The sequence below is a fragment of the Bacillus sp. FG16 genome (assembly GCF_057809515.1).
This window is the reverse complement of record NZ_JBMDKC010000002.1, coordinates 160,716-182,693: the sequence shown is the minus strand read 5'-3', so window position 1 is coordinate 182,693 and position 21,978 is coordinate 160,716. Positions and strand designations below refer to the sequence as shown.

The window sequence follows — 21,978 nt, the reverse complement described above, 5'->3', positions numbered from 1 at the left end:
TGCTTCAAAGGTTAGGAACTGAACAATTGTTAAAATATTAAACGTAACTTATATATATGGTTGTCCTAAATTTTCTTTAGCAATGCTTTGTACTAAAGTCGCTGCCCCAGCAATAATTGGCGAAGCACTAGATGTTCCGCTAAAGCTTGAAGTATAAAGATTTACAGCACTTCTACTTTGCTCGGCTGTAGTTGTATCTACATTTTCTCCCCATCCGTACACATCAATACGGCTTCCATAATTCGAAAACCACATACGTTCATGAGGGAAAGATGAAGAGCCAGCCCCTACCATAATTGCACCCGAATCTTTAAAATCTTTACTATTACGATTTAAGACTTGCTTACCCTTTCTATCTTTGAACTGATCTAAATCATTCCACCCATTTGCTCCAGCCTCTATAATTACAATTCCCTTATCTGTACCAGCACGAATTGCATCAAAAATATCTGGTTGTACTTCAACAGGTAAATATTTATCACCATATCCATCAAAGGATGCTTGCGCCTCTAATAATAAAACATCCCCAGCTTCTAACTGATTTACAGCGCTTAATATTGCATCAGCCGTATTATACTGTCCATTATCTCTTATTTGAGAGATAACCTTTGCTTTCGCTTTTGGCGCAATCCCAATATTCCCGACTTCATTGTCCTCAGAAGATACAATTCCTAGTACAGACGTCCCATGACCGACATGCTGATTTATATTTCTTCCAGACATTAATTCAATATTTTGATGTAATAAATCCTCATGATTTAATAGCCATCCGTATTCCATATCAACAAAAGTGATACCATTTCCATTACCGCCTTGAATTCCCCAGGCGAAAGGCGCATTAATACCGTATGGGGCTGCTTCAAGATAACCTTGTTTTTTAAATCTAGGATTGTTATTAGGATTAAGAGCTACACTTGATGATCGCACTTCAGGTGGCATTATTTTCTCTTGTTTCTTCATATACGCATCTTCTATTAAAGAAGATACCTTTAACTTATCTACTATTTCTTCTTCATACCCACTATTTTGATTTTGAAGAATATAGTAGTTTAATAAACTTGTAGATACATAATTAGGTGCTTTCACTTCAAGGTTTTGTATTTGTTCCGGGCTTACAGATGTGAATAAACGAGTAAATGTTACATCTGGATATTCTGTCAAAAGATCTTTTATTACTTTATCATTCGTTTGAGATTGTATTTGTTTTTCAATACCATCTTCATATGGCAAATCCAAATCCGCTTTAAATTTTACAATGATTTGCTTATCTGTTTCTTGTTCTATCCCTAATTTACTCTGCTGTTCTATAGAATCAGCATATACACTATTGATAGTGCCTCCTGTTCCTAAAAGTGTTGTAATGATTACAGTTGACGCACACATTTTTTGAAATATTTTCATTACATCAATCCTCCTATTAATAATTATTAATCATTATATTAATCTATAACGATTTTTTCTATAACGTATTCCCTTTCTACTAAATAGATTATAGTAATCAGAAATATGAACTTCAATGTATTTTCATATGCAATATTTCATATTCTGACTCTACACTAAACGAATATGAAACTTATAGTGATTATTTATTTTATATGTGCTAATATACTTACATTAATATATTACGCATATACACATTTCAAACTACATTACTTAATAGTTTCACCTTAATTTTTTCTTAGGAGGATTTACAATGAAATTACTAAAAATAAAACATATAATTCCTTTATCTGCGGCCGCAATTACATTCGTATGTAGTCAAAGTACAGCTGAAGCTTCTACCATTCATACAGTAAAAAAGAACGATACACTTTGGGGCATTAGTAAACAATACGGAGTTTCAATACAATCCATTAAACAGGCTAATAATAAAGGAAACGATAAAACCTTTATTGGCGAACAGTTACATATTCCAGGGTCCGTGAAATCAAATGAAATCACTGTTCCTCAAAACGCCAAGCCTGCGAACATTTCTGAACAAATTATTTATCAAGTACAACCGGGAGATTCATTAGAAACGATAGCAAAGCGTTACAATGTCACTGTCCAATCTATAAAACAAATTAACAATACAGTCGGAAACAAGCTTTATACAGGACAACATTTAAAAATCAACTCAAGCATTTCACAAAAAGAAAAAGACTTAATGGCACGCTTAGTTACCGCTGAAGCAGGTGGCGAATCCTATAAAGGAAAAGTAGCAGTAGCAAAAGTTATACTAAATCGTGTAAATGCAAAAGGTTTTCCAAATACAATAACAGGCGTTATTTATGAACCTATTAAATACGGATATGCATTTACTCCTGTTACAGATGGAAGAATTAATCAACCTGCAAGTGCAGAAGCAAAAATGGCTGTAGAAGAGGCTATCTCCACAAATGGAGTAGATTCAGACTGGATTTATTTCTACAATCCAAAAACATCAACGGACAAGTGGATTACGACACGTCAAACAGTAGCAGTAATTGGTAACCATGTGTTTGCTAAATAAGATTTAAAATCATTAACAGGCCTCTTCACTTAAAAGGTCTGTTTTTTTATATGTAAGATGTTATTAATCATATGACATAGTGATTTTTAAACTATTTCTTCTTTCAAATAAAAATTTTTGTATTTACTCCACCACTCGGAGAAATTAATAAAGCATCAAGTTCAAAAACTCCCACTTTATTAATAAAAGCTATTTCTTACCTTCATAAAATTGTTATACACTAGAAAAATAAAAAACAAACTATTCGTTAGCAGGTGAAAGAATATGTATGATGTTACAATTATCGGCGCTGGAGTAAGTAGCATTTTTATGGCTTATTCACTAGCTAAAAGTAACAAAAAAGTTTTAATTCTTGATAAAGGTAAAGCGCTAGAAGATCGCCATTGTCCTTTAGACGAAGGAAAAGTGTGTAATTGTACTACATGTGATAAATATTTTGGGTTTGGTGGTTTAGGAAAATCTGAAGGGAAATTTAATTATACAAACGGATTTGGCGGAGAACTTGAGCAAAAAGTCGGTAAAGAGGGTTTTATACAACTCATGGCTGAAGTAGATGAAATTCTATGCCAGTTTGGTGGAAGTTCTGTCTCAAAATATTCTACTGAAAATTCAAGTCTCACTAAGAGAGCTGAAGCGTGTGGTTTACAAATGCTAACAACAGAAGTAAGACATCTTGGTACTACACTTTCCAGTAACATTTTTCAGCAGCTCTATGAATTTTTACTGACGAAAATAAAGATCCAATTTCATATAGATGTACAACATATTCTGAAACAGGAAGATCATTTTACAATAGATACAAATCAAGGAACAGTTCAAACTAAGCAACTAGTATTTGCAACTGGGCGTTCAGGGGCTGACTGGTTAAAAGATATGTGCAGTTCTCTAAATATTTCTCAGGAGCAAACACGTGTAGATTTAGGAATTAGAGTAGAAATGAAAGAACATCAATTACGTTCTATATTAAAAGATACTTTTGAAACAAAACTTTCTTATCAAGGTGAGCATTTCACAGCAACTACTTACTGTATGAATCCAAAAGGACGCATCATTCGAAAGTACGAAGAAGGTTTAGTTATGCCTGACGGTCAAAATTTTCGAGAGCAAGGAACTGGCACTTCTAATTTAAATTTCACTTTATTTATTCCTCGCTATTTTCCAACTCTCAAAGAAGCAAATGTATACGCAAGTTCAATTATTAAAGGCATTAACCAAGGACGAGATCGGATTGTTATACAGCGCTTAGAGGACTTACTAAAGAAACAACCTACGGCGGAAAACAGCATGGAACATAATCGTATACAGCCTACACTACAGGGGGACTATGGAGATTTGAATCAAGAAATTCCTCAATTATATATTGAAGGGCTAAAAGAATTTTTATTACGCTTAGAACAATTTATACAAGAGCCTATCGATCAGCATACTTTACTATATGGAATTGATGGAAAGTTCTATGCTCCTACGATAAAAATTAATAATCATTTTGAAACTAGTATACATGGGCTATTTTTAATTGGAGATTGTTCAGGCGTTACGCATTCATTATCTCAAGCAGCTGCAAGTGGTCTTTATGTTGGAAAGTACTTATCTGACATTTAATTTCTATTATTAAGATTTCAGTCAAATATATTCAATTTCAAAATACTTTACTTATATATAGTAAAAGTATATTAATAAGTCCCCTATTCTTCCCGGCTAATAATTAACCGACAAAAAGTCGAGATTTTACAAGATACATATGTAATATAACTGTATATTTAAAACGATTGACATTCAATTCTAATAAATTGAATGTCAACAGTTTTAAAAGTCTCTATCCATTTTCACTTTCATTTGTTCGATATTTTGTAACATCATCATAGTGTTTAATATGGTAGGATGTCTATAAGTCAATTTCACTACAACTATGACTTGTTCTGCCCGTTTCTCAAAAAGAGTTATATTTATGCTACTACGCTTTAAAAATCCCCATTGTATGTATATGAATACTTCAAATTATTCCCTTTAGAAAATAGAGTCTAAATGGTTCATTACACTCTAATAGTTATAAAAACATAATATATAACTTCAGTTAAATAAATTGTATAAAGAAGGTGTAAAAATGAAGAATAAAATAAATTTACAAATGCAAAATATAAGCTTTGTTATAATAATGGCTTTAGCAGTATGGTTAAAAACATATCTTATTACGCGATTCAGTTTTGATTTAAAAATCGAGTCTTCAACGCAAGAGCTTATTTTGTTTATTAGTCCTCTAGCCGCATCATTAGCATTTGTTGGATTAGCATTATTTGCAACTGGTGAAAAGCGAAATTATATAGCGCTATGTATTAATTTCTTATTAACAATCGTACTCGTTGGAAATGTAATGTTCTATGATTTTTATAGTGATTTCGTTACATTACCAGTACTTGGACAAACCTCAAACTTTGGACAATTAGGCGGCAGTATTATAGAAATATTAAACTACAAAATTATACTCGCATTCGTAGACATTGTTTTCTTCTTTATTTTATTAAAAAAGAAATCATTGGTCTTTAAAACAGAACGTGTAACTCATTCTACACGCTTGTTATACTTTCTTTTAACAATTGGTGTATTCTTTGCGAATCTACATCTTGCAGAAAAAGAGCGCCCTGAATTATTAACGAGATCATTCGACCGAGTCATGCTTGTCAAAAATTTAGGCCTATATACTCACCAAGTATATGACTTAACACTGCAAGTAAAAGCCGGTTCACAAAAAGCGCTTGCTGATAGTAGTAAATTACAAGAAACTGAAAACTACGTAAAAGCAAACCAAAGCGAGCCGAACCCTAATATGTTTGGTGCAGCGAAAGGAAAAAATGTAATTGTCGTCACTCTTGAATCCTTGCAAACCTTCTTAATAGGCGCATCAGTCAATGGGCAAGAAGTTACACCATTCCTAAATGAATTCATAAATGAAAGTTATTACTTTGATAACTTTTTCCATCAAACTGGTCAAGGGAAAACATCCGATTCTGAATTTCTAATCGATACGTCGTTGTATCCATTAAATCGAGGGGCTGTATTCTTCACACACGGTAACAATGATTATACTGCGACTCCAGAAATTTTACGTCAGCAAGGTTATTTCACTTCTGTATTCCATGCGAATAACGCAACATTTTGGAATCGTAATATCATGTACTCTGCTCTTGGTTATGATCGTTACTATAATGAGCTTGATTACAAAATTACACCAGAAACAAATTTAAATTGGGGATTAAAAGATATCGAATACTTTGATCAATCAGTAGATATATTAAAAACTGTTAATCAACCATTCTATGCTCGTTTCCTTACTTTAACAAACCATTATCCATTTACGTATGATGAAGATACAAAATTCATTGAACCATACAACTCTGGTAATGGCGTATTTGATCGTTACATCGTAACAGCACGTTACTTAGACGAATCAATTAAAAAATTTATTGAACGTCTAAAGGCCGAGGGGCTTTACGATAATTCTATTATTGTGTTATACGGTGATCATTATGGTATTTCCGAAAAACATAATCGTGCAATGGCACAGTTTTTAGAAAAAGATCAAATAACAGAATTTGATACTTTAAATTTACAACGTACACCTTTATATATTCATATTCCTGGACAAACAGAAGGTCAAACTATTTCAAAGCCCACTGGACAAATCGATATGAAACCTACTATTCTAAATTTATTAGGTGTTGATTCTACGAATGATATTCGTTTTGGCCATGATATGTTTTCAGATGAATATACTGGCTTTGTTGTTTTACGTGATGGTAGCTTCATTACAGATAAGTATGCATACAAAAACAACACTTTCTACGACCGTATAACAGGTGAAATTGTAGATTTACCAAAAAAAGAAGCTCAAGCCCTCATTAAACGTGTACAAAATGAATTACGAATGTCTGACAAAATTATTGAAGGCGATTTATTACGCTTCTCAGAAAGCAATAAAATTAAAACTGGCGAAGTACAAACTAAAATTAAAGAAACAGAAAAATAATCTATATATGAAAAAGGAGCAACTTATTACAGTTGCTCCCTTTTACTTTTATTCTACGCTTGTTTCTAAAGCTACATCCGTATAGGTATTATCATTACCTATATTTAAAATTACTTCACATTGACGCAATCTCAATTCAAAGAGCATGATAGAATCATGATAGATTTCAGGATTTGATTTCATCTTATGTAATATCTCTTGTTTTTCTTGTATTTCTAAATGCGTGTTTTCTACAGCTTGCTTTAAGGAGTTAAATGGATTCCTAAAGAATATATTAATATCTCGCTCTTGTGTGTTTTCAAACAGCTCAAATTGCAAGAAAAATTTCTTCATAATAGAAGCCGTTACCTCAGTATAATCTTCATTTTCTACATACTGTTTGTATTTGTTATATAGCATAGATTTATTTTTAGGAAGAACTCCAAATAATTTACCGGCACTTTTCAGTAAAAATTGTGCTGGCGTAAATCGACGTAAAATATTTACTTCATCCATTTGTATTCTAGTCGTCATCCTGTCAGTATCTCTGCGCCAGTCATCAAGCACTTTAAAGTCACATTCTAACTGTATTCTATTTTCTCCAAATAGTGAATTAAGCCCTTCACTAAGTTCTTCTAAATACGTTTGGCTTTGAAGAAGCTCATTATTAGAAGTTGCAATCCAATTTTGCATAGAAAGAGCAAGATTAGATAGTACAGTTTGTTCTAAATATTTATGCACTCTTTCATTCATTGCTTTATTTAGTTCCGTATCCATGTGCCCGAAATCACTTTCTTCACTAATTATATTAGAACAACTCTTTAATATCTTCGGGATATTTTCAGTAAGATCATTCGTAATTTCAGTCTTCATTGAACGATATGATTGTGTAATGAAATGAATTTTTTCCCTCTCAAATGCAGTAAGGTTATTAATGCTACCGTTTAGTTTCACTAGCATATCTTCATTCCAATTAATAGCATCCACTAGATTGTTTTCTTTCTCAACACGTTTATCCAAAAGATATGTAATTGTTTTTCGAATGAAATATAATAACTTTTCAGTACGTTCTGCATCGATATGTTTATGATTAAAGTTAAAATGAATAAACTCAGTTAAATCATTTAATTGTTGACTACTTGTATATAACGAAGAATAAGGGAAAATTCTCGCATGTGGGAAATATGTGTTTATTCTCGTTGCCGTATCATGTAATACCCTTTTTACTTCTGCTTCACTGTAAATGTTATCGATTTTATTTAATAAGAAATGAATTTGTAAATTTGGCGTATGTTCTTGAATACTTAATAGAATGTCACGTTCTTTATCAGTAAAAGGTGAATCCGCATTCAATACGAACAGTAATTCGTCTACAGAATTTAAATATTCGAATATCTCATCTCTAGTGTCGTTATTCCTATTAAAGCCAGGTGTCACTACAAATGTAAGTTTATTTTCATTTAAAAATCTGCATGGTAATTTAAATTCAACACATGCTCTATCTCTATATGTTTGATGGTGCTGGGACATCATATTATGGTAATCAGAGACATCTTCCGTTGTTGTAATTGCTGAGTCTGTTATGGCGTTTATTTCTATATGAGCATCATTTTTTAAAACTACTACATTTGAAATTGATTTTTCTAATATATTTTCTCCTAATATAGAGTTAATAAATGTAGTTTTTCCGTTTCCTGAAGTTCCCGTTACTAAAATACGATTTGTTCTTAAATCTGCGAGCTCGTCAACTAGCCATTTAAATCGGTGACCTATTTCTATATTGTGCTTTTGTGCCCATTGTGTAATAGATTCAAAAAGATGTAAGCTGTACTCTAAGCCATTTACATGATTAATAGAATGTGACAATAAGTTTTCTGCATGTTCTATATTTGCTGAATCTATTTTGGAAGGGAAAATCTCATCCCATGCCAATACAGCTGCAGATGGAAATACAGCATAAGATGGATTGACTACCTTTAACCAATTTGCTAACAGATTTGGTATGATATCGTTTAATTGTCTAAGCGTATATTGACCTTGAATTAATGCAAAGTACGTTTCTTCGTAAAGAGCAGAAACTTTGTTCCATATATCGGACGAATGTATTTCAATATGTAAGAAAAATTCATTTATTGTATTAAGCCATAATAAATAATTTTGTTCATCTTTATAACTGTTCCAAAGTGATGAAACCATTTGTGTAAATTGTACTTGATCTACATTATTTAATGTAGCTAATGCATCATAAAAATAGTCTGGTGAAATATGTTTAGTAAACCCTTTATCGATATATCCTTTTAACACCTCAAACCATGGATACGATTCTATTCGAATTAACTCATTCACAGCAAGCTCTACTGCACTATCAAAATCTTGCTGTTCCTCATAAAAGGAACGGGCAATTTTTGTGACATTCGGATAATCAGGATTTAAAGAAACTGCTTCTTTAATAACACCGAAAGCTGAGTCAAAATTATTTTGCTCAATGTAAAGAGAAAGTAATTGTAATCTAATTTCGGTCATCAATATTTTATTATCAGTAGTAATGGAAGTATAAATATTTTCAGCAAATGATAATTGATTAAGTTCGAAATAAGCATCCGCAATATTTTTTTGTGCCCATGGTGCTAATTCATTACTAACCTTCTCCCATTTAAAAATAGCTGCTTCAAAATCTTGATGACGATAATAAAATTCACCTTGTGCAAAACGGATATAAGACCCATCAGAAATCTCATTTTTTTCTTCGTTTACATAAGCTTGTCCAAGTACGTCAAGAGTTGGTTTTGTTTCATTTTCCATTAGGAATGTTTCATAATACACCTTTTTTATTAATTGTTTTTCTAATCTCATCTTTTCCCCCACTATATCTTGAAAATACATTTTTAAGATATGTCAATACTTTTTGTATGTATGCTTTTTATCTTAACAAAGAATATCTTTTGGAAAATTTCATTTTCCTTTCATTTTTCAAGTTAGATTGAATTTTTATGAGAAAAGTTTCAGTTTTTTTTCAATTTCCTTTCAGTTATGAAACAGCATTAAATGTTCCTAATAACCTAATAACACTATAATATCCCACATTATATTATCAGGAAAACCCTATATAAACCATATTATAAAAACAATCTATATTGAATTTATATGCATAATTCACTGTGCTGTCAAACAAAAAAACAACAATAGGAGCTAACAGCTATTCTTACCATTTCTTCTCAAATTGTTTTCCTTTAAAATGTTTCAGTGGTTATGTAATTAAATTCCATTAACCTATATAAATAACTAGTCCAAAAAAAATCTATATGCATATCATGTTATAGTAAAGAATTTAGGAGATCCTAAAAGGAGGCATTTTCATGTTTGAAGATAAATCTAAAATAAATTACCCATATGAATTTACTGAAACTACAACAGTTCCTCTAAAGAACCCCATTGATAAAAAATTCAAGAACGGGACAGGTACACATAACTTTCCAATTAAGAAGCACTATAAAGAACAAGTTCTATACACTGAAAAAATTAATAATAACAAAAATAAATAATTGTATAGATCCTTATAACGATTAGCCATGTATAGTTATTTGGTTAGTAATGTAGAAATCTTTATTATACAATTCATGCACCTTTTAAAAAGTGCTGTATACAGCGCTTTTTTATACATAGATAAATTTAAGCTAACGCAGCCAAGAAATAAACTGCAAAGTTACTCCACCATATTTTCGTTTAACAATTAAATCTACATATTAAAAGGGAGCAACAGTAAATGTTGCTCCCTTTTGAAATGTAATTTTATTCACCCTACATAACCCTCTTAAACATCTTCTCCAACTCATAAGTAGAATGATGCACAAGAATTGGTCTTCCGTGCGGGCATGTGTACGGGTTTGTTGTTGTACGTAGTTCTTCCAGTAAGGCAAATATTTGATCGTTCGTTAAATATTGATTTGCTTTAATGGATGCTTTACAGCTCATCATGATGGCTGCTTCTTCACGTAACTTTTTAATATCAACTTTTTTTAGTTTAACGACTTGCTCCATCATTTCATCGATAATTTCTGTTTCTTGTCCTTTCGGGAACCACGTTGGATGCGAGCGGACGATAAAGGATTGATGGCCGAATTGTTCTAAAAATAGCCCGACTTTTTTTAGTTCTTCTAACTGCTCTTCGACACGTAAAAATTCAGTAAGAGATAGATCAATACGGTACGGTACAAGTAACTCTTGTACTTCTTGTGCTACTCTTCCTACTTTATCACGGAAGTATTCATAATTAATACGTTCCTGCGCGGCATGCTGGTCAATCATATATAAGCCTTTATCATTTTGAGCGAAAATATATGTTCCGTGCATTTGTCCAATTGGATAAAGCGGTGGTAATTCATTCCCATTCATTTCAATCTCTTTTATTTCCCGAACTTCTTCTTCTAATTCCTCTAGTTCAAAGTCCTCTTCATTACTGTCCCACGATTTCTCTTCTCGAATTGGTTCTTCAATTATCGGTCTAGTAGATGGCTGCCAACTTTGTTCTTCTCTTATGAGCGACTGTGGTGGTTGCCATTCTTGTTTCGGCGGTTGCCACAGTTGTGCTGGCTGTTTCACAGGCAGCGATTCTTCTTGTTTTTCATCCATGCCAGTTGGTAAAACGATGTCCGGCATGGATGGTTCTTTCGGCTTCGCATGCTCAAACTGGAACTGTTCTTGCACACTTTCGTCTTTTTCTTTTTTCTTCGTTGTTACGCCTGCATCTGGAATGAGCTGTATTTTTTTAAATGCAGCTTGCAATGTTTCTTCGATCAGCTTTAGCAATTCTTGTTCTTTACTAAAACGAACCTCTAACTTCGCTGGATGTACGTTAACGTCAACTAGCATTGGATCCATTTCAATCGATAAGAAGCCAATTGGATACCGGCCGACTGGCAGTAATGTATGGTATCCTTGCTGAATTGCTTTCATTAGTACAAAGTTTCGAACGTAACGACCATTTACGATCGTTGACATATAATTACGAGATGCTCTCGTTACTTCTGGTAATGTTACATAGCCTTTAATTGTAAAGTCTAAAGATTCCGCTTCAATTGGAACAAGCTTCTTCGCAACTTGAATACTGTAAATCGATGCAAGTACTTGTCTTACATCACCGTTACCTGATGTATGAAGCAATTTCTTTTCATTATGAAACAGTTTTAACGATACTTCTGGATGTGACATTGCAATACGATACACGATATCTGTAATATTCCCGAGCTCCGTATGAATGGTTTTCATATATTTAAGACGCGCTGGTGTATTAAAGAATAAGTTTTGTACTGTAATATCTGTTCCTTTTCGGCTCGCAGTTTTCTCTTGCTTTATAATGTCTCCACCTTTAATGATGAGGTGTGTACCAGGCGCATCACCTGTGCTAGTAATTAATTCTAATTCACTAACAGAGGCAATACTCGGCAATGCCTCACCGCGGAAACCGAGTGTTCTTATACGAAACAGATCGTTTTCATCTTTAATTTTACTCGTCGCATGGCGTTCAAAAGCGACGATACAGTCTTCTTCTGCAATACCATCACCGTTATCAATGATACGAATTTTCGATAACCCAGCTTCTTCTAAGTGGATTTCAATAGATGTACTATTCGCATCGATAGAATTTTCCACAAGTTCTTTTACGACTGAGGCAGGGCGCTCTACTACTTCCCCTGCCGCAATTAAATTAGAGAGTTGGTCATCGAGTTTGCGAATTTTCCCCATCTACTTACTCATCCTTTCTTTAACTTCTTCTGTAAGCGATACAATTCGTTCATCGCTTCTAAAGGTGTCATATCAAGTAAATCGATTTTTTTAATTTGCGCAAGTACTGCGCTTTCTTTTTGATCAAGCACAGGCTTGTCTTGTTTTTTTGAAGATTGGTCTCCTCCAAAGAAAGATAGTTGTGACTCTTCTTCAGTCTCTTCTTTCTTTTCTTGTATTTCTGCCGGTTCTTCTTTTACAACTACAGGTTCTGGAACAACTTCTTGTACCTTTACTTCTACACGCTTTGGAATAATAATTTCTTCCTGTCCTTCTAGTTGTGCTAACACTTCTTTCGCGCGGGCAATTAAGCTATCTGGAAGCTCTGCAAGTTGCGCAACGTGAATTCCGTAACTTTTATCAGCTGCTCCATCTTGAATTTTATGAAGGAATACTACTTTTCCATTCTCTTCAATTGCTGAAACGTGTACATTTTTCAGTTGATTTAAACTCTCTTCTAACACAGTCAATTCATGATAATGCGTAGAGAATAACGTTTTTGCACCAATTTGGTCATGAATATGTTCAATGATCGCTTGTGCAAGTGCCATGCCATCATACGTAGATGTACCGCGTCCAATTTCATCGAATAAAATTAAACTTCTTTCTGATGCGTTTGCAATTGCATTTTTCGCTTCTAACATTTCGACCATAAATGTACTTTGACCTGAAATTAAATCATCTGCTGCACCAATTCTCGTAAAGATTTGGTCAAATACAGGTAATACTGCTTCTGTTGCTGGTACGAAACAACCAATTTGTGACATAACCGTTACAAGTGCTAACTGTCTCATATACGTACTTTTACCAGACATGTTCGGTCCTGTAATTAAAAAGACATCCATCTTCTCTGGCATAATACAATCATTCGGTACATACAATTTCCCGTTCAATACTTTTTCAACGACAGGATGACGACCATCTTTAATAAAGATTTCACGCTTCGTTGTTAGTACAGGTTTTACAAACTGTTCTTCTTCACTAACTGTCGCAAAACTTTGCAGTACGTCTAATTCACTAATTACTTTCGCTAAATGTTGTAATTTCGGAATAAATACTTTTACTTCTTCACGAAGCGCTGTAAATAAATCGTATTCTAGTTGTACAATTTTTTCTTCTGCTTCTAAAATTAACGTTTCTTTTTCTTTCAGTTCATCTGTAATGAAACGTTCAGCATTAGCAAGCGTTTGTTTTCGTTCGTAGCGGCCTTCTGGAAGTGCTGCAAGATTCGCCTTCGTCACTTCAATGTAGTAGCCGAAAATACGGTTGTACCCGATTTTTAACGATTTAACTCCTGTAATATCACGCTCTCGTTTTTCAAGCTCAGCGATCCACGTTTTTCCGTTTTTACTAACGTAACGATATTGATCAAGCTTGTCATTATAACCGTCTTTAATAATATCTCCATCTTTAATAGAAAGCGGTGGGTTTTCTTGAATACTTCTTCCTAGTAATTCAGTTAAGCTCTCACATGGATCCGCCCCTTGAATTAACCTTGCTGCATAAGCATTATCTAACAAACTAATCGCTTCTAAAATAGCTGGTACTTGAAGTAAAGATCGTCTTAACTGTAATAAGTCCCTTGCATTGACATTACCAAATGCAACTTTTCCTGCTAAACGTTCTAAATCATATACTTCTTTTAATTTTTCTTTTAAATCTTCACGTAAGAAGTAATCATTTACAAATGTTTCAACCATTTCTAAACGCTCTTCAACTTTTTCTTTCTGAATAAGTGGACGTTCCATCCACTGTTTTAACATACGACCACCCATAGCTGTTTTTGTTTTATCCAATAGCCATAATAATGATCCTGTTTTTTCTTTCGTTCGAAGTGTTTCTGTCAGCTCTAAATTTCGCTTTGAATGCACATCAATTTTCATAAATTGATTCGTATAATAAATTTCTACAGGTTGTAAATGATCTAATGAACGTTTTTGCGTTCTTATCACATAGTTAAATAAGCGTCCAATTGCTTTAATTAACTTTGCTTGCGAAACATTTTTCACAAGATGTTCTAATCCTTCAGGAATTGCCGTTGCATCTTCATATGAGATTGTCATTTTTAACGTTTCAGTTAATTTATTTAATTCATCTTTAGAAAATGAAGAATCTACAACAATTTCTTTCGAACCAGTTGCATACACTTCTAATAAAATATCTTCTACTGAACCTGTTAACAACGTTACTGTATTTTGTCCAGTCGTTAAATCATTACAAGCTAATGCATATGATCCATCTTCAAAATGTGTTAATGCGGCTAAAAAGTTATTTTCTTTCTCATCAATCGTACGCCCTTCCATCATCGTTCCTGGCGTAATTAGTTGTACTACTTCACGGCGCACTACACCTTTAGCTGTTTTTGGATCTTCCACTTGCTCACAAACAGCTACTTTATATCCTTTTTCAACAAGTTGTTCAATATAGTTTTTAGCTGCATGATGCGGTACACCGCACATCGGTATACGATCACTACTGCCACCATCTCGGCTCGTTAATGTAATTTCAAGCTCATGAGCTGCTTTAACGGCATCTTCAAAGAACATTTCATAAAAATCGCCTAATCGGAAAAATAAAAAGGCATCTTGATAGTCTGCCTTAACCTTTAAATATTGCTGTATCATAGGGGTATATTGCGTCATACTTTTCCTCCATAATTCTTACATAGTAATCAATTTTCATATATGTCACATTTCACGGACATCCATATCTCCTATTTCAGGAGTCTTTCTTCATTATAACATATTTCATAAAGAATCATGTTCATTCAGCGCCACTTATATAAAGTAAAAAGCTAGGAAGAACTTCTCCCTAGCTTTCTATTACTCTTCTTCTGCATCAACGATAAAGTTCGGATCTAATTCTTCAAATTCATCATCAGCAATTTGGAAATCATCATCTGATTCTACGCAGCCTTCAGGATTTACACTTACACAAATTTTCGTTTCTCCAACTACTTCTGTTACAAATTCACGTTCTACAGTTACAACAATTTTATTACCGTTTGGTGATACAAGCGCTTCTAAACAATTTGGTGGCTGAATAACACGAGCAATAATTTCTAAATCGTCACCAGAAAAGTTTTTATCACGATAACCAATGCTTACTTCGTCCGTGTAGTTCACACGTTCTGTTACAACTTCAGTCTTTGTATTTCCATCAAATGAATACCAAGTGTTCACATCATAGAAACCTTCAATTTCCACATGCTTCCCATTCTTTCTTGCTTCGTACGAGTGGTTAATTACCCAGCACCCTAAAATACTTGTTGGTTCATTATTCGATTCACATGTATGCGTTGACTTTGTATACTTACGTCCTTTTCCAACCACTGCTTTTGTAATAATCTCTCTAAATTCGGACATTCGTAACCCTCCTCAATCACTATTCACTTAATCATATGCGTGACAATAGCGGAATGTGTCATTCTTTTTTTGAGAAGAACTTACGTTTAATCAACTAAAAAAAAGAGATGTCAATATGACATCTCTTTAACAACCACAATTTCCTTTTTTACTTTCTACCGCTGCGCCAGTTTCACCCTTAAGTACATCGCCACCAGTTGAAATTAATATTTCATCTGTAACGTTGTTAGAAATTGTACTAGCAACTAACTGTAATAAGTCATTTACGTATGTTTGTGAAGATTTAAATTCTTGTACGACTGGAATACTGTCTAACTTATCTTGCAATGCATCAATTTCAGCTTCTACCTTTTTTAAAGCTTCCCACTTCCCGTAATGCTGCAAGTTTACTGCTTGTTTTTGCAGTGCTTTAATTTCATCGATTGCGCGCTTTACATTTTCATTTTTATGAATTTGCGCCTCTGCTTTCTTAAAAAAATCAACTTCTTCTGTTTCAGAAATCATTTTTGCTAATTCTTTCGCTTGTTCAACAATGTCATCTTTCGAATATACTTTCATCTATTATTTCACCTCAATCGGCTCTTCAACTAATTCCCCGTTAAGAGACCAAGTTTTTGCTTCCGTTACTTTTACTTTCACAAGCTGACCAATTAAAGATTTTGAAGCGACGAAGTTTACAAGTTTATTCGTACGAGTATAACCTGCAAGTACTTCCGGATTATTTTTACTTTCCCCATCAACTAACACTTCTACAATTTGACCTTTATAACGACTATTCTTTTCAATTGCCAACGTATTTACTAGTGTATTTAAGCGTTGAAGACGTTCTTTCTTTACTTCCATCGGTACATTATCTTTCATTTTTGCAGCTGGTGTACCTTCGCGAGGAGAATAAATAAATGTAAAGGCAGTATCAAATCCTACTTCACGATATAACGACATCGTTTCTTCAAATTGCTCATCTGTTTCATTTGGGAAACCAACGATAATATCTGTTGTTAATACTGCATCTGGAATTGCTTCTTTAATTTTTCTTACAAGTTCTAAATAATGCTCACGTGAATATTTACGCGCCATAATTTTCAACATATCTGTACTTCCAGATTGAACTGGTAAATGGATATGTTCTACTAGGTTGCCACCTTTGCCAAGCACTTCAATTAAGTGATCATCGAAATCACGTGGATGGCTCGTTGTAAAACGAATACGGGCAATATCAACTTTACGAAGTTCGTCCATTAAATCGCCAAGACCGTATTCTACATCTTCAAAGTCTTTACCATATGCATTTACGTTTTGTCCAAGTAACGTAATTTCTTTATAACCATTTGCAGCTAAATGACGAATCTCTTGGATAATATCTTCTGGACGTCTACTTCGCTCTTTTCCGCGTGTATACGGTACAATACAATACGTACAGAACTTATCACAGCCATACATAATATTTACCCAAGCTTTAATATCACCACGACGTACTTTCGGAAGGTTTTCAATTACGTCGCCTTCCTTTGACCATACTTCAACTACCGTCTCTTTCGAGAACATCGCATCTTTTAGAATGTACGGTAATCTATGAATATTATGCGTTCCAAATACCATATCTACATGCTGATTTTTTTGCATAATTTTATTTACAACAGATTCTTCTTGAGACATACAACCACATACACCAATTAAAAGGTCCGGATTTCTTCGTTTTAGTGACTTTAAATGGCCTAGTTCACCAAACACTTTATTTTCAGCATTTTCACGAATCGCACAAGTATTTAATAAAACTACATCTGCATCCTCAGTTGAAAAAGTTGGTTCATATCCAAGCGTTGTGAAAATACCTGCCATTACTTCCGTATCATGCTCATTCATTTGACAACCATATGTACGAATATAGAACTTTCTTCCTGTACCAAAATTGCGAAACTCTTCAGGTAAGCCAAAATCCCGTTCAATTTTAACTTCTTCTTTCCCTCGCTTTTTCGCATCCTTTAAGGAAGGTGGTTGATATACACTTTCAAAGTATTTACTATAATCTTTCTCTTCTTTTTTCGTAGAGGAATTTGCTTGTTGACTTGCTAATCGTTGTTGCTCGTTCATCGGTAATCTCCTTTCACCCTTAACTATACACACTCTATAGTCCATTTTAATGCGCTTAGACTCACCTCAAAAATGGTTAGATAGCTTGGAGATAACTTGTCCTTTGAAACTTGAGTAATCAATCTAATCATTCATAAGAATGAAGTCTTCCCCACGCAAATAGACATTCCCTTTTTATCATTTCTTGTTGTCCTACCCAAAAGCATATTGCTTTATCCCTATAAACATTACCATAGTATGACGTGTTTCGCCAATTTTAACAATCCAGAGGCCCTTTATTATCTTACATTTCATAAGCAATGAACTTGCCATTTTCATACAACGATTTACATATTATTTTACCATTCTGAATTTTCTAAGTAAATAAAACTACCCTATATTTTTTGCACATAAAAAAAGGTTACCAAATCGGCAACCTCCTCTTCTTACATTACATAAATTCAGCAACAAGCTCATCAAACATTTTCTGATCCATATTTAAATCAGATTTCACTAAAGGCTCTTCACTATAGCCTTTAACAAGTTCTTGATATGATGGTTGCTTAGTATTTTGATAAATTAAACCTGTTACTAATCCGTTATTTTCCATTAACGTTTGCATAGCCATCATGCGATTAGACGGATCATATCCCTCTACTGTACTTAGTTTCGTTAAATTCTCTTTAAACCAATCGTAAGTATTTACTTTATTGTAAGTAACACATGGGCTGAATACGTTAATTAATGAAAATCCTTTATGGTTAATACCAGCTTCAATAATTTGTGTTAATTCTTTTAAATCACTTGAAAAGCTTTGCGCCACAAATGTTGCACCAGCTGTTAAAGCCATTTCCATAACATTTAGTGACGGTTCAATTGAACCTTGTGGTGTACTTTTCGTTTTAAATCCAGCTTCACTACGTGGTGAAGTTTGCCCTTTTGTTAATCCGTAAATTTGGTTATCCATTACGATGTACGTAATGTCGATATTACGACGAATAGAATGGATTGTATGTCCCATACCGATTGCAAATCCATCACCGTCACCACCTGATGCGATAACTGTTAAATCACGATTTGCCATTTTCACACCTTGTGCAATTGGAAGGGCACGACCATGAATACTATGCAAACCATACGAATTAATATAACCTGAAATACGACCTGAACAGCCGATACCAGAAATAACAGCAAGTTCATCTGGGTTTAAGCCAACGTTAGCTGCCGCACGTTGAATTGCAGCTTGCACCGAGAAGTCTCCGCAACCTGGGCACCAGTTTGGTTTTACACTGTTACGAAAGTCCTTAAATGTTGCCATTTAGTACAACCCCTTTTTTGCATTCGTTGTAAATCTCTTTTGGCAAGAATGGGTTTCCATCATATTTTAAAAGACTAGAAATTTTCTCACCATTACCAAGATTCATTTTCATAATGTTAGCAAGCTGACCTGTTGCATTGTTTTCTACAACTACAACGCGCTTCGCATTTTTCACAAGTGGATCGATTTCAGCTGTAGGGAACGGGTGAATTAAGCGCACATGAGCATGGTTTACTTTCATACCCTCTTGTTCTAAACGCTCCATTGCCTCTTCGATCGCACCACGAGTTGAATTAAATCCAACAAGCAATACGTCTGCTTCGTCATGCTTAACATTTTTATAAACAGGGGTATTAAACTTCAAGTTATCCATTTTACGGAAACGTTTGTCCATTTGATCTTTACGGTTTATTGCTGATTCAGAAGGTTTACCCATTTCATCATGTTCTACACCTGTAACATGGTGAATACCATTTTTCATACCAGGTAAAACACGTGGTGAAACGCCATCTTCTGTTACTTCATAACGCTTGAAGTATGCTTTATTCTCACGTTCTGGTATTTCTATGTCTAAATCAAGCTTACCACGGCGAATTTCCACTTTATCTAACTTAAGTGGTTCTACAGTTTGTTTCCCTAAAGAAAGCTGTAAATCTGTTAAGAAGATAACAGGAACTTGATATTCTTCAGCTAAGTTAAACGCTTCTACAATATCATAGAAAGCTTCTTCAACTGTACTTGGTGCCATTACGATTTTTGGAATCTCACCATGCGTACCGTAAATCATCGCCATTAAATCAGACTGCTCTTGTTTCGTTGGTAATCCCGTACTTGGACCACCGCGTTGTGTATCAACAATTACTAATGGTGTTTCTGTAATACCCGCTAAACCAATCGCTTCCATCATTAAAGACAGACCAGGACCAGCAGACGCTGTTAATGTACGAACACCAGCATAGTTTGCACCGATTGCCATTGTACAAGCTGCGATTTCATCCTCAGTTTGGATTACTGTTCCGCCGACTTTCGGTAATTTTTTAATTAAGTATTCCATAATTTCTGATGCAGGTGTGATTGGGTATGCTGACATAAAACGAGCACCACCAGCTACCGCACCAAATGCGATTGCATCGTTTCCAATCATAAACATGCGTTTTTTACCATCAGCTTTTTCAAGCTGCATCATGTTTACTTTCTCACCTAGTAATTCTTTCATATATTGAGAGCCGCGTTTAATTGCGTCCATATTCTTTTGAACGACTTGCTCTCCTTTACGACCAAAGATTTCTTCAACAACATCTAAATAAGCTGTTTCGTCTAATCCTAATACCGCACTTGATGCTCCAACAGCAACCATGTTTTTCATTAATGATGTGCCTAATTCTGAAGCAATATCTGTAAACGGTATCACATATAGATTTACATCTGTATTATCAGGTATTGTTGGATTAAATTTCGCATCCGCAACTACAATTCCACCTGGACGTAGTTCGTGGAAGTTAAAATCAATTGTTTCTTGGTCAAAAGCAATTAAAATATCTAAATCATCTGAGATCGCTCGTACTTCTGTTGTACTTACACGAATTTTATTATTTGTATGGCCGCCTTTTATACGTGATGAGAAGTGGCGGTAACCGTATAGGTAATATCCTAATCGGTTTAATGCAATACAGAAGATTTCTCCTGTACTTTCAATTCCTTCACCTTGTTGGCCTCCAACTTTCCATGAAAGTTGACTAATCATCTCCTACACCCCTTTTGGCTGCATTCATTGTAGTGTATTTTTTTACAGTAATAGTTTAGCATTTTTTATGCAAATAAACTACAACGGACGCAAATTATGCCTCTTCTGATTTCCCTGAATCTTTAGTATAAAGCTATTTTGTTTTTCATTCTAGTATTAGGTCTTAAAAAAATCAATAATATCAAATGAATTTATTTTAATTTTTCTGAATCTTTAAAACAAAAACTCAAAAACTTATATGTTCAACAAAATTATCGTATAAAAATCGTTCGACCATAGATGCATCATAGTGTTTGTAAAGCTCATTAACTACATTTTCATACTCTCTATATGCAGTTAAATCTACAACCGTCTCCAAAATCCCATCAAAGTCTGAACCAAAGCCTATATTCTTTTCTCCACCTAAGGAACAAATATATTCAATATGTCTTACTATATCTGTTATATTCACCTGTCTTTCGCTCGTTAAAAATTGCGGTACAAAAGTAACTCCAATCACGCTATTTTTCTTTATGAGTGCTCTAATTTGTTCATCATTTAAATTACGTGGATGTTGACAAAATTTATAGCAATTTGAATGAGATGCAATTGGGTTTTTAGCAATTTCTATAACATCCCAAAAGCTTCTTTCATTCAAGTGAGACACGTCAGTCCATAAATGTAACATATTCAGTTCTTGTACAATATGTTTCCCAAAGGTTGTTAAACCCGCTCCACGCGTCTCTAGCGCACCGTCAGCTAATAAATTGGCATAGTTGTTCCATGTCAGCCCAAAGGAACGCACTCCCAATCGATAAAACAGCCGTAATTTCATTGCATCCTTTCCAATTGCTTCGCAACCTTCTAATGTTAACAGCGCTCCAATCTCGTCCTGTTTTAACATGTTAATATCATCTTTTGTCTGAATAAACTTCACACCCGGTAATGATAAAATTTCATTATAAAAAATATCTACCATTTGTAATGCCACTTCAAATCGTTTTTCATATAGCACCGTTTCTGGCACATATATAGCAAAACATTGTATACTCCCTTTTCTTTTCTTTAATTGTTCAAATGTAATATGTAATTGCGGATCGTTTTTAAAATCCTTTTTCCCCTGTGCACTCCATAACTGAAAGAGTACATCACAATGAGCATCAAAAATTTTCATTTCCATTCCTCCATTATAAAAACAACCTGTTTGCATACTGCAAACAGGTTGTT

At 34.1% G+C, this 21,978-nt stretch carries 13 protein-coding genes and 1 pseudogene; 4 read left to right on the top strand and 10 right to left on the bottom strand.

The annotated features are described in order from the left end of the window. Window positions 1-54: 54 nt before the first annotated feature. A pseudogene (locus ACODS7_RS01985) lies at window positions 55-1,401 on the bottom strand (S8 family peptidase); the annotation flags it as partial. 292 nt (window positions 1,402-1,693) lie between these two features. On the opposite strand from ACODS7_RS01985, the gene ACODS7_RS01980 reads away from it, so the two are divergent. From ACODS7_RS01980 to ACODS7_RS01970, 3 genes are all read left to right on the top strand, one after another. Further along, the gene (locus tag ACODS7_RS01980) at window positions 1,694-2,491 is read left to right on the top strand and encodes a cell wall hydrolase (RefSeq protein ID WP_000771003.1); all 798 of its coding nucleotides are present in this window, start codon (window positions 1,694-1,696) and stop codon (window positions 2,489-2,491) included. Between the two features lie 264 nt (window positions 2,492-2,755). After that, the gene (locus ACODS7_RS01975) at window positions 2,756-4,093 is read left to right on the top strand and encodes an NAD(P)/FAD-dependent oxidoreductase (RefSeq protein ID WP_050844445.1); all 1,338 of its coding nucleotides are present in this window, start codon (window positions 2,756-2,758) and stop codon (window positions 4,091-4,093) included. Window positions 4,094-4,595: 502 nt separating this feature from the next. Then, window positions 4,596-6,515, top strand: coding sequence for an LTA synthase family protein (locus ACODS7_RS01970; RefSeq protein WP_243168091.1), 1,920 nt, complete (start codon window positions 4,596-4,598; stop codon window positions 6,513-6,515). A 48-nt stretch (window positions 6,516-6,563) separates the two neighbouring features. Here ACODS7_RS01970 and ACODS7_RS01965 read toward each other — a convergent pair whose 3' ends face one another. Beyond that, a complete protein-coding gene (locus ACODS7_RS01965) occupies window positions 6,564-9,347 on the bottom strand; it encodes a dynamin family protein (RefSeq protein WP_144488935.1) in 2,784 nt (927 codons plus the stop codon). Window positions 9,348-9,850: 503 nt separating this feature from the next. Here ACODS7_RS01965 and ACODS7_RS01960 point away from each other — a divergent pair. Beyond that, window positions 9,851-10,036: a hypothetical protein gene (locus ACODS7_RS01960; RefSeq protein WP_000461138.1), complete on the top strand. Its 186-nt coding sequence runs from the start codon at window positions 9,851-9,853 to the stop codon at window positions 10,034-10,036. A 256-nt stretch (window positions 10,037-10,292) separates the two neighbouring features. On the opposite strand, the gene mutL is transcribed toward ACODS7_RS01960, so the two are convergent. From mutL to ACODS7_RS01920, 8 genes are all read right to left on the bottom strand, one after another. Beyond that, window positions 10,293-12,236: a DNA mismatch repair endonuclease MutL gene (gene mutL, locus ACODS7_RS01955; protein WP_088115013.1), complete on the bottom strand. Its 1,944-nt coding sequence runs from the start codon at window positions 12,234-12,236 to the stop codon at window positions 10,293-10,295. Window positions 12,237-12,244: 8 nt separating this feature from the next. Then, on the bottom strand, window positions 12,245-14,917 hold the full coding sequence (gene mutS, locus ACODS7_RS01950; protein ID WP_029443103.1) for a DNA mismatch repair protein MutS: 2,673 nt from the start codon (window positions 14,915-14,917) through the stop codon (window positions 12,245-12,247). A gap of 180 nt (window positions 14,918-15,097) precedes the next feature. Continuing rightward, window positions 15,098-15,640, bottom strand: coding sequence for an outer spore coat protein CotE (gene cotE, locus ACODS7_RS01945; protein WP_001288799.1), 543 nt, complete (start codon window positions 15,638-15,640; stop codon window positions 15,098-15,100). Window positions 15,641-15,766: 126 nt separating this feature from the next. Beyond that, a complete protein-coding gene (locus tag ACODS7_RS01940; protein ID WP_000870460.1) occupies window positions 15,767-16,198 on the bottom strand; it encodes a YlbF/YmcA family competence regulator in 432 nt (143 codons plus the stop codon). Window positions 16,199-16,201: 3 nt separating this feature from the next. After that, window positions 16,202-17,731 (bottom strand): tRNA (N6-isopentenyl adenosine(37)-C2)-methylthiotransferase MiaB, encoded by a 1,530-nt coding sequence (gene miaB / locus ACODS7_RS01935; RefSeq protein ID WP_001005392.1) that lies wholly within the window; start codon window positions 17,729-17,731, stop codon window positions 16,202-16,204. A 430-nt stretch (window positions 17,732-18,161) separates the two neighbouring features. After that, window positions 18,162-19,028: a 2-oxoacid:ferredoxin oxidoreductase subunit beta gene (locus ACODS7_RS01930; protein ID WP_029443104.1), complete on the bottom strand. Its 867-nt coding sequence runs from the start codon at window positions 19,026-19,028 to the stop codon at window positions 18,162-18,164. Further along, complete coding sequence (locus tag ACODS7_RS01925; protein ID WP_029443105.1) at window positions 19,015-20,772, bottom strand: 2-oxoacid:acceptor oxidoreductase subunit alpha; 1,758 nt, start codon at window positions 20,770-20,772, stop codon at window positions 19,015-19,017. The genes ACODS7_RS01930 and ACODS7_RS01925 overlap by 14 nt, the downstream gene beginning before the upstream one ends. A gap of 226 nt (window positions 20,773-20,998) precedes the next feature. Next, a complete protein-coding gene (locus ACODS7_RS01920) occupies window positions 20,999-21,961 on the bottom strand; it encodes a dipeptidase (protein ID WP_243168092.1) in 963 nt (320 codons plus the stop codon). Window positions 21,962-21,978: the final 17 nt, after the last annotated feature.